At 63.6% G+C, this 9,785-nt stretch carries 10 protein-coding genes; all 10 read left to right on the forward strand.

Going from position 1 to position 9,785, the window contains the following annotated elements; translation table 11 throughout:
- Window positions 1-4 precede the first annotated feature (4 nt).
- A complete protein-coding gene (locus JN279_RS30980; RefSeq protein ID WP_140696701.1) occupies window positions 5-352 on the forward strand; it encodes a RidA family protein in 348 nt (115 codons plus the stop codon).
- A gap of 113 nt (window positions 353-465) precedes the next feature.
- Window positions 466-1,254, forward strand: a complete 789-nt coding sequence (locus tag JN279_RS30985; protein ID WP_202351073.1) for a FadR/GntR family transcriptional regulator — start codon at window positions 466-468, stop codon at window positions 1,252-1,254.
- 306 nt (window positions 1,255-1,560) lie between these two features.
- Window positions 1,561-2,271, forward strand: coding sequence for an SDR family oxidoreductase (locus tag JN279_RS30990; protein ID WP_202351074.1), 711 nt, complete (start codon window positions 1,561-1,563; stop codon window positions 2,269-2,271).
- 12 nt (window positions 2,272-2,283) lie between these two features.
- Window positions 2,284-3,033, forward strand: coding sequence for an SDR family NAD(P)-dependent oxidoreductase (locus tag JN279_RS30995; RefSeq protein WP_202351075.1), 750 nt, complete (start codon window positions 2,284-2,286; stop codon window positions 3,031-3,033).
- Between the two features lie 67 nt (window positions 3,034-3,100).
- Window positions 3,101-4,048: a LysR substrate-binding domain-containing protein gene (locus JN279_RS31000; protein WP_202351076.1), complete on the forward strand. Its 948-nt coding sequence runs from the start codon at window positions 3,101-3,103 to the stop codon at window positions 4,046-4,048.
- Window positions 4,049-4,136: 88 nt separating this feature from the next.
- Entirely contained in the window at window positions 4,137-5,171 is a 1,035-nt protein-coding gene (locus tag JN279_RS31005; protein WP_096455294.1) for an amino acid ABC transporter substrate-binding protein, read from the forward strand.
- Window positions 5,172-5,253: 82 nt separating this feature from the next.
- A complete protein-coding gene (locus JN279_RS31010; RefSeq protein WP_096455292.1) occupies window positions 5,254-6,417 on the forward strand; it encodes an ABC transporter permease subunit in 1,164 nt (387 codons plus the stop codon).
- Between the two features lie 3 nt (window positions 6,418-6,420).
- Window positions 6,421-7,494 (forward strand): amino acid ABC transporter permease, encoded by a 1,074-nt coding sequence (locus tag JN279_RS31015; protein ID WP_202351077.1) that lies wholly within the window; start codon window positions 6,421-6,423, stop codon window positions 7,492-7,494.
- Window positions 7,495-7,506: 12 nt separating this feature from the next.
- Window positions 7,507-8,271 carry an amino acid ABC transporter ATP-binding protein gene (locus tag JN279_RS31020; protein ID WP_096455288.1) on the forward strand — a complete coding sequence of 255 codons (765 nt, stop codon included), beginning with the start codon at window positions 7,507-7,509 and terminating at the stop codon, window positions 8,269-8,271.
- A 54-nt stretch (window positions 8,272-8,325) separates the two neighbouring features.
- Window positions 8,326-9,732 carry an FAD-binding oxidoreductase gene (locus JN279_RS31025; protein ID WP_096455286.1) on the forward strand — a complete coding sequence of 469 codons (1,407 nt, stop codon included), beginning with the start codon at window positions 8,326-8,328 and terminating at the stop codon, window positions 9,730-9,732.
- The last annotated feature ends 53 nt before the right edge of the window (window positions 9,733-9,785 follow it).

The raw sequence follows: 9,785 nt of genomic DNA on the forward strand, positions 1-9,785 counted from the left end.
ATCCGTGAGCGACATCCAGCGTTTCGACTTCGATACCCGCATCCATCACGGCGTCATCCACAATGGCACGCTCTACCTTACCGGCCAGGTCGCGAGACCCGGCCAGTCCGCCGCCGACCAGATGCGCGAGGTGCTCGGCAAGATCGATGCGCTGCTGGCCAAGGCAGGCACGGACAAGACCCGCATCCTGCATGTGCAGATGTGGCTGGATGACGTCAGGGATTTCGACGAGGTCAACACCGTGTGGGATGCCTGGATGCCGAAAGAGCATGCGCCGGCGCGGTCTTCCGGCGAAGGACGGATGGCCAAGCCCGGCATGCTGGTCGAGCTGATCGTCACCGCGGCGGTTTGAATGGTTCTGCCGGTTCGGGCATCATCGCGAATCTGGCTAGAGCAATTCCAGGAAAAGTGTGAGCGGTTTTCCGTCCGGAATTGCGTCAAAAGAAAGAGTCTAGAGGGAGACTGATGACGAAGCGCAAGCCGCTTTCCACTGTCGTGGCGGAGAGCCTGTCGGAAAAGATCCTTACCGGACAGCTGCTTCCCGGCGCGCAATTGCCGACCGAGGCGGAGCTTTGCGCCGAATACGATGTCAGCCGCACGGTGGTGCGCGAAGCGGTGGCGCGATTGCGCTCCGACGGCATGGTGGTGCCGCAGCAAGGGCGCGGCATGTTTGTCAGTGAAACGCCGGCGCCGCGCAATTTCTCGATCCCGGACGAGGCGCTCAGGACCTTGCCGGAAACCATCGCCTTGCTCGAGCTGAGGTTGAGTGTCGAAGTGGAGTCCGCCGGGCTCTGCGCGGAACGGCGAACCGACGCGGAGGCAAACGACATCCGCGCGCTGATGGAACAGGTCGACGCCCAGCAGGCGGATCCGGCCATCGTCCAGATCCACTACGATTATGATTTCCACCTGGCGATCGCCAGGGCCGCGCGCAATGAATTCATCCACGGTTTCCTCGCCTATCTCAGGCCGATGATCGTTCCGCGCTTCCAACTCGGCTACGTGGTCACGCCTGAGCGCAAGGACAGCTACTACACGCGCATCCACAATGAGCACAAAGCCATCGTCGATGCTATCGAAAGGCAGGACGGTCGCGCCGCGCGCCAGGCCATGCGCAAGCATCTGCACAACAGCCTCGGGCGCGTGCGAGCGCTGGCCCGGGCCTCCGGCGTCGAGGCGACGGAGGCCGAGCAGAAGGCGGCGGCCGCCTCGCTGTTCACCGATATGAAGAGGCCCTCCCCGACCGGCGGATAAGGCTCGGCGGCATCGATCGCGCCGGCCTTCGGCGGCGACCAGATTAGCGATACATTGCGAAAGCCATGTTTTTGCGCCGCCGGCTGGCCGAAACCGTTTTTGGCAGGCTTAGACCGCCGTTTTCCCACCGTTTTGCCGGATTTGCAGCCTCGGCACCGGGGTGATCACCTGCCCGGTTTTCGAACGGGAAAAGAGAATTCGAAAGTTTATCTTTCCTTTTTGCTGGTTTTCTTGGTTTCGCAGCGCCGGCCGGCGCCGCACACTGAAATCCAGGCAAACGGGGAAGCCGCAAATGGGGAAGCCCAGGTGACGACAGCCTTCATCACAGGAGCGACAAGCGGCATCGGGCGGGCCATGGCCATCGCGTTGAGCGATGCCGGCTATGACGTCTATGCCGTCGGGCGCAGCCAGGCCGCGCTCAAGGCGTTGCAGGCCGAGCGTCCGGGCATCGTGCCGATCGCCGTCGACGTCACCGACCGCGAGGCGCTGGAGGCGGTCCTGGCGGATCTCACCATCGACGTGCTGATCAACAATGCCGGGATCATGCCGCCGCTCGGCAATTTCGCCGACATGAAGATATCGGACATCGACACCACGCTGGAGGTGAACCTCAGCGCGGCGATCCTGCTCACCCGCCTTGTCGTGCCGCAGATGCGCGAGCGGCAGTCCGGCCATATATTGTTCACCGGCTCCGTCGCCGGCCACGCGGCCTTCTCCAACATCGCCGTCTATGCAGCCACCAAGGCGGCGATTTCAGGCTTTGCCGCAGCACTGCGCGCCGACCTCTCCCCGTCAGGCATACGCGTCACCGAGATCGTCGCCGGCCGTGTCGAGACGCAGCTCTACCAGGACATCCTCGACGCCAAGGCGCGTGCCGCCATGTACGCCAGCAAAGTCGTGCAGCCGGAGGACGTGGCCCAGATGGTCGTCGCCGTGCTTGCGCTGCCTGCATGGGCCGACGTCACCCGTTTCGACATCATGCCGACCTGGCCGACCTCGCCAAGCGGCACCAAGTAAGGAAAACTTTAAATGAAGGATCTTTCCGTTCTGATCGTTGGCGGCGGCGCCGGCCTTGGCGCCCTCCTGGCCGAGATGGCTGTGGAAGCCGGGGCGGCAAAGATCGGCATCATCGACATCAACCAGGAGGCGGCCCAATCCGCGCTCGCAACGGCAAAGGCCAAGGGCCTGCCGACAGCGGCGGCGGCATGCGACATCCAGGTCGGATCGCAATGCCACACCGCCTTCGAGGCTATCGTTGCGAAACTCGGGCGCGTCGACACGCTGATCAATTGTGCCGCGATCTATCCGCGCCGTCCGCTTCTGGAAATCAGCGACGCCGATTGGGATGCCTCCAACGGCATCAACATCAAGGGCACCTACCACATGATGGTGGCGGCGGTTCGCCATATGCAGGCGCAGGAACCGAAGGCGCATGTCCGCGGCCGCATCGTCAACCTGACCTCCGTCGACGCTTTCAAGGCGCATCCGCAGAACGCCCATTACGCGGCGACCAAGGCCGCCGTCGTCAGCCTGACGCGCTCCTTCGCCCATCACGTCGCCAAGGACGGGATCCTGGTGAATTCGGTGGCACCGGCCGGAATGGCCACGGAGAAGGCAAAGGCCCTCGGCTTCCTGGAGGAACTGGCCAAGGCAAGCCCGCTCGGCCGTGGCGCCGAGCCGACCGAGATCGCCGAATGGGTGCTCATGACGGGCGGCCCGAAGAACACCTACATGACCGGGGAAAACGTAATCGTTTCAGGTGGTTATATCTACGCCTGAGGCGGCTTTCCCGAAATACGGCAGTGCATGATCAACGGAGCCTCGAGCGGAAGGAGCGGAATATTCGATGACCGGCAAGCTGCGCCTACCCTCGCTGAACGCGCTTCGCGTCTTCCACGCCGTGGCGCAGCACAAGAGCTTTCGGCAGGCCGCGGATGAATTGCTGGTCACACCGCAAGCGGTCGGCCAGCAGATCAAGCTTCTGGAAGACACGCTTCAGGTGACGCTGTTCGAGCGCAAGGGCCGGTCGATCGAATTGACCGAGTCCGCGATCCTTCTTTCGCACTACGTCAAGGCCGGCTTCGACGAGTTCTCGGAAGGCGTGCGCCGCGTCACCAAATCGACCTACCGCGACCGCATCAACCTCAATGCGAGCCCATATTTCGCCACGCATTATCTGCTGCCCAGGCTCTCGCTGTTCCGGGAAATCCTGCCGGGCGCGGATCTGCGCCTGACGACAATGGTCGACCTGCCCGATTTCGGGCGCGACGACATCGATATGACGGTGCAGTGGGGCTACGGCAACTGGCCGGACTATGAGACCACGCTGCTGGTGCCGGACCCGAAGATCATCTGCTGCACGCCAGCGATCGGCGAGAAGATCAAGTCGGCGCATGATCTGACGAAGTTCACGCTGCTCGACACCGTCAAATCGAAGCGCCTGTGGCCGGACATATTGCGCCACCTTGGCGTGGAACTGACGAAAGGCGACCGCAGCATCAGCTTCGATGACGCAGCGACGATGCGCCGGGCAACCTTGCAAGGCATAGGGGTGGGCCTGGTCTCCGTCATAGACGCCGAGGAAGATTTCCGGGCGGGCACGCTGGTCGCACCGATCGGCCGCGACGCGATCGCCGATATGCGGCCGGAGGAAGTCCCGGGTTTCTACCTCATCGTCCCGCGCGGACATCTGCGGGTGAAGGCGGTGGCTGCCCTGCATCGATGGCTGGCCCAACAGGATTGGCGAAGCGACCTCACGATCCCCCTGCCGAAACCGACCCCGCTTTCCGACTAGGAAGCGGCTTCGAGACCGGGCGCCGGAAGGTTTCTTTCGGGGCTCCAACAACAAGAAACGGAACAACCTCAACAGCGGAGACGACATCATGAAGACGATGAAATGGGGGGCTGCGGCCCTGGCCCTTGGCCTCGTGCATTTTTCGGCGCCGGCGCAAGCCGCCGGCGGCAAGACACTCGATACGGTCAAGGCACGCGGCGTACTGAACTGCACCGGCCATGACGGCTCCTATCTCGGCTTTGCCGAGGTGGACGACAAGGGCAATTGGAAGGGCATGGACATCGACCTCTGCAAGGCAGTCGCCACGGCGGTGTTCGGCGATCCGACCAAGCTGAAGGTCGTTCCGATCAGCTGGGCGCAGCGCTGGCCGGCTCTGCAGTCGGGCGATGTCGACATCATCATCAAGGCGTCGGGCGGCACACTCAGCCGCGACACCGAACTCGGGCTGCAGTTCTCCATGTCCTACTACCTCGGCACGACCAAGGTGATGGCGCACAAGGAACTCAATCTGAAGTCGCTCAAGGATGCCGCGGGCGGCACGATCTGCATTCCCGCCGGCACCTCGCAGGAGCAGCAGGTCGCGGCCTATTCGGCCAAGCTCGGCATCAAGCTCGAGCCGGTGCTCATCGAAAAGACCGAGGAGCTCGAGCAGGCCTATTTCTCGGGACGCTGCGATCTCTATGCGCAGTGGGGTCCGACGCTGGCCATTGCGCGCATCGCCAAGGGCAAGGTCGAAGACCATGTCATCCTGCCCGACGTGCTGGCGGTCGAGCCCGAAGTTATGATCATGCGGCAAGGCGACGACAACTGGGTCGACATCGCCAACTGGACGCTGAGCACGCTGATCTTCGCCGAACAGGAAGGCATCACCTCCAAGAACGTCGACGAGATCAAGGCCAAGCCGACCTCACCGCAGGTGGCCAAATTCCTCGGCGTGACGCCGGGCATGGGCAAGGGTCTCGGGCTCTCCGACGACTGGGCCTACAAGGTGATCAAGAATGTCGGCAACTACGGCGAAATCTTCGAGCGCGATCTCGGCAAGGATTCGCCCTACAAGATGGACCGCGAGCTGACCAATCTGTGGAACAATGGCGGCGTCCTGTTCCCGCTGGTCATCGACTGATCTGGTCTGAACGCATCCTGTTCCAGGCTCCGCCCGGCTTCTGCCGGGCGGAGCCAACGGCAATTTCGAGAAAGATTGATCGATGAGCAGCCTGCTGAGAAATCAGAAGGTCCGCAACGCGCTGTTGCAGGTTCTCTATGTCGGTTCGATCGGGGCGCTGGTGCTTACCGGTGTCGTGATCGCGCGGCGGAATTTAGCCGAGCAAGGGATCACCTCCGGCTTCGACTTCCTGTTCAAGTCGACAGGCTGGGACGTGAACTTCACGCTGCTGCCGGCCACGGCCAATGACCCCTATTGGTGGTTCTTCCTCATCGGCATCACCAACACGCTGTTCCTGGGGACCGTCGGCCTGATCCTGGCGACGATCGTCGGCACCATCGTCGGCCTGGCACGGACCTCCACCAACGAATTGGCGCAGCTGCTCGGCCGCACCTATGTCGACATCTTCCGCAACATCCCGCTGATCCTCCAGGTCTTCTTCTGGTACGCGCTGATCACGCATTTGCCGCCGCCGCGCGCCGCGCACGAAGCCTGGGGCTTTCTGCTCACCAGCCGGGGGCTCTACGTCCCGTTCCCGAATGTCGGCAGCGTGGCAATGGCGATGGCCCTGTTGGCTTTGGTCGCGGCAATCGCGCTGCCGCTCTGGCTGGGCAGCACATCGCGGCTCAGCCAGGCAATCGGCCAGCGGCGTGGCATCCAATTCGCCACAGCGGCGGCAGCGCTTGCCTGCGCCGCGGTCATCCTGGCGATCGGCCGCCTGCCCCACGCGCCGTTCATCGACTTTCCGGCACTGCAAGGCCTGAACCTCAGGGGTGGCCTGCGCATTCCGCCGGAGTTTTCCGCGCTAGCCATCGGCATCGCGATCTATGGTGGTTCCTACATCGCCGAGATCGTGCGCGGCGGCTTCAAATCTGTCGGCAAGGGCCAGATGGAAGCCGCACTCTCGCTGGGCCTGAGCCCCTGGCGGGTGTTCACGCTGGTGCGGCTACCGTTGGCGCTGCGCGCCATGCTGCCGATCCTTGCCAACCAGTATGTCTGGCTGATGAAGGCGACCACGATGGGCATTGCCGTCGGCTTCACGGATTTCTTCATGATCGTGGCGCTGACGATCAATCATTCCGGCCAGACCCTCGAAGTGATCGGCATCCTGATGGCGGGCTTCCTCGCCATCAATCTCAGCCTGGCCGCCCTGTTCAACCGCCTCAACAAGGCCATTGCCCTCAAGGGCAATCAGTTGAGGGGCTGAGCCATGGAGATTGGCGCTCCGCCCGCCCCCGGAAAGCTCGAGGATCTGAAGCGACGCTTTTTCGCGACGCCGCTTCAGGCCCTGATGTCGCTGATCTCCCTGGCGATCATGGCTTTCATCGCCTGGAAGCTGCTCAACTGGGCTGTCCTCTCCGCCGTGTTCACCACCAGCGGCGGCCCCGAAGCCTGCCAGGCCGCGGCCGGTGCCTGCTGGTCGGTGATCGCGGCCAGGTGGCGCATCATCCTTTTCGGCCTCTACCCCTTCGAGGAGCAATGGCGATCGGCGCTGGCCTGCGTGGCCGTGGTGGTGATGACGGTGCTGAGCTGTATCCCCGCCTTCTGGACGGGCCGCCGCATCGCTTTGGTCTGGGGGGTCGGAACCACCGTCTTCTACGTGCTGATGAAAGGCGGCGTGCTTGGCCTGCCCTTCGTCGGCGAGGAAGCCTGGGGCGGGCTGGCTTTGACCCTGTTCATCTTCGTCACCACCTGCCTGATCGGCTTCCCGCTGGCGATCTGCCTGGCCTTGCTGCGCCGCTCGGAGCTGCCCTGGATTTCGCGCACCACCGGCCTGATCATCGACGGGGTGCGTTCGCTGCCGCTGATCTCTATCCTGTTCACATTCGCCATCGTGCTGCCCTTCGCGCTGCCGCAATGGCTGCAGGGCGACAAGCTGTACCGGGTGATCCTGGGCTCGGCCCTGTTCTTCTCCGCCTACCAGGCGGAGATCGTGCGCGGGGGCATGCAGGGCGTTGCCAAAGGACAGGAAGAAGCCGCCATGGCGCTTGGCATGCGCTATTGGCAGCGCATCGGCCGCATCTTGCTGCCGCAAGCGATGCGCAACGCGCTGCCGGCGACGATCAACCAGTTCGTCATCTCGTTCAAGGAGACCTCGCTGGTGGTCATCGTCGGCTTCTTCGAGATCCTGGCCTCCGGCAATGCCGCCTACGGAACCGGCGAATGGCGCTTCGCCTATGTCGAGGTCTATACCTTCATCGCCTTCATCTACTTCGTCTTCGTTTTCAGCCTGTCCCGCTACGGCGCCTTCCTCGAGCGCCGCATGTCGGTCAGCGAACGCTAGGGAGGCGCGGACATGATTTCGGCCAAGTCGACCCAACCGACCGGACCCGCGGTCCGCATCGAAAAGCTCGACAAATATTATGGGACGTTCCACGCGTTGCGGAACGTCAACCTGTCGGTGGAGCGCGGCGAAAAGATCGTCGTCTGCGGTCCCTCCGGCTCGGGCAAGTCGACCATGATCCGCTGCATCAACCGCCTCGAACAGCACAATGGCGGCCGTATCACCGTGCTCGGCACAGAGCTCAATGACGATGTCGGCAACATCGACGAGATCAGGCGGGAGGTCGGCATGGTGTTCCAGCATTTCAACCTGTTCCCGCACATGACGGTGCTGGAGAACTGCATGCTGTCGCCGATGATCGTGCGCAAACAACCGCGCGCTGAGGCCGAGGCAACGGCCCGGCGCTATCTGGAGAAGGTCCGCATTCCCGAGCAAGCGATGAAGTTTCCCGGCCAGCTCTCCGGCGGCCAGCAGCAGCGGGTGGCGATCGCCCGCGCCCTTTGCATGCAGCCGCAGATCATGCTGTTCGACGAGCCGACCTCGGCGCTCGATCCGGAAATGATTTCGGAAGTGCTCGACGTCATGGTGACGCTCGCCTCCGAAGGCATGACGATGATCTGCGTCACGCATGAGATGGGCTTTGCCCGCCGGGTCGCCGACCGGGTGGTCTTCATGGATGGCGGCGAGATCGTCGAGGAGGCACCGCCCGAAGAATTCTTCACCGCGTCCCGCAACGAGCGCACCCGACAATTCCTGTCGCAGGTGCTGGGCCATTGAACGGCATTTTTGAAGATGCAACGTTCAGCACGATGCACACCCCCAGGGATTTCCATGACTGACCCCACAGCCGCCTTGCGCGCGATCCTCGGGCCGAAAGGCTGGCTTTCGGGCGCCGATGCCGAGCCCTACCAGCGCGATTGGCTCAACCGCTATGGCGTCGCGCCGCTGGGCGTTGCGCGGCCCGCGACAACCGTTGAAGTGGCCGCGGTCGTCAAGGAGTGCCGGGAGGCCGGGTTGGCGGTGGTGCCGCAAGGCGGCAACACCGGGCTTTGCGGCGGCGCCGTCGCGGAGCAGCCGAACGCGGTGATCGTCTCGCTGTCGCGCATGGCGGCGATCGGCGAACCGGACCTCGATAGTGGCTCGATCGTCGTCGAAGCGGGCGTCGTGCTCGCCGCGCTGCACGAGGTGCTGGAGCCGCATGGCCTGATGTTTCCCATGCATCTCGGCGCCGAAGGCAGCGCCAGGATCGGCGGCCTGATCGGCACCAATGCCGGCGGCAGCCAGGCATTTCGCTACGGCATGATGCAGGATCTGGTGCTCGGCCTCGAAGTGGTGACACCGGACGGCGCGATTTGGGACGGGATGCGCGCGGTGCAGAAAGACAATGCCGGCTATCAATTGCGAAAACTGTTTTGCGGCGCGGAAGGCACGCTCGGCATCGTGACGCGCGCGGTTCTGAGGCTCTATCCGACGCCAAGGCAGCAGGCGAGCGCGCTTCTGGTCATGCCCGACTTTGCCGCCGCCGTTTCGTTCGGCGCCTTCCTGCGCGGCGAGGCCGGCGAATTCCTCACTGGCGTCGAATTCTTCAGCGATGTCGGCCTGACACTGGCACTCAAGCACTTGCCCGATCTCGCCTATCAGCTGGAGACACGCGGCGATGTCTATCTGCTGGTTGAACTGGCTTCCGGCTCACCCCGCGTTCCCCTGGACGAGATCCTGAATTCGGCGTTGGAATGGGGCATGGAGCAAGGGCTGGTCCTGGATGGCGCGCTGGCGACATCGGGCGCGCATCGGGCGCAGTTCTGGCGGCTGCGCGAGGAGCAGCCGGAGGGGCAGCGTCTGGAAGGCGAACAGCTCAAGCACGACATATCGGTGCCGCCGGGCGCGATCGCCCGCTTCATCGAGGCCGGCGCGAAAGTCTGCGAAGGTATTTTGCCCGGCGTGCGGATCAACCCGTTCGGCCATCTCGGCGACGGCAACATCCACTACAATCTGTCGCCGCCGGAAGGGCGTGGCGATTTCGGCGGCAAGGCCGGCGCGTTCGCCGAGGCGCTGTCGGCGCTTGCCACGGAGATGGGTGGCGGTTTCGCGGCCGAGCATGGGCTTGGCCGTGCCAAGATCGCCCTGGCCGAGCGCAATCGTGGCGCGGTGGAGCGGGACCTTATGGCGCGGTTGAAGGGCGCGTTCGATCCGCTGGGCGTGATGAACCCCGGCGTGCTGCTGCGATCATCACAGTAAAGAAAAACTTTCGAATGGACGGCATTTCTTGATTTCGCCCCGACCCGCCAGCG

The sequence above is a fragment of the Mesorhizobium sp. 113-1-2 genome (assembly GCF_016756475.1).
Taxonomy (GTDB): Bacteria; Pseudomonadota; Alphaproteobacteria; order Rhizobiales; family Rhizobiaceae; genus Mesorhizobium; species Mesorhizobium loti_C.

Excerpts from the sequence above, each read along its gene's own strand:
- JN279_RS30985 (WP_202351073.1), top strand. The coding sequence starts at position 466 with ATGACGAAGCGCAAGCCGCTTTCCACTGTCGTGGCGGAGAGCCTGTCG.
- JN279_RS30995 (WP_202351075.1), top strand. The coding sequence starts at position 2,284 with ATGAAGGATCTTTCCGTTCTGATCGTTGGCGGCGGCGCCGGCCTTGGC.
- JN279_RS31000 (WP_202351076.1), top strand. The coding sequence starts at position 3,101 with ATGACCGGCAAGCTGCGCCTACCCTCGCTGAACGCGCTTCGCGTCTTC.
- JN279_RS31005 (WP_096455294.1), top strand. The coding sequence starts at position 4,137 with ATGAAGACGATGAAATGGGGGGCTGCGGCCCTGGCCCTTGGCCTCGTG.
- JN279_RS31010 (WP_096455292.1), top strand. The coding sequence starts at position 5,254 with ATGAGCAGCCTGCTGAGAAATCAGAAGGTCCGCAACGCGCTGTTGCAG.
- JN279_RS31015 (WP_202351077.1), top strand. The coding sequence starts at position 6,421 with ATGGAGATTGGCGCTCCGCCCGCCCCCGGAAAGCTCGAGGATCTGAAG.
- JN279_RS31020 (WP_096455288.1), top strand. The coding sequence starts at position 7,507 with ATGATTTCGGCCAAGTCGACCCAACCGACCGGACCCGCGGTCCGCATC.
- JN279_RS31025 (WP_096455286.1), top strand. The coding sequence starts at position 8,326 with ATGACTGACCCCACAGCCGCCTTGCGCGCGATCCTCGGGCCGAAAGGC.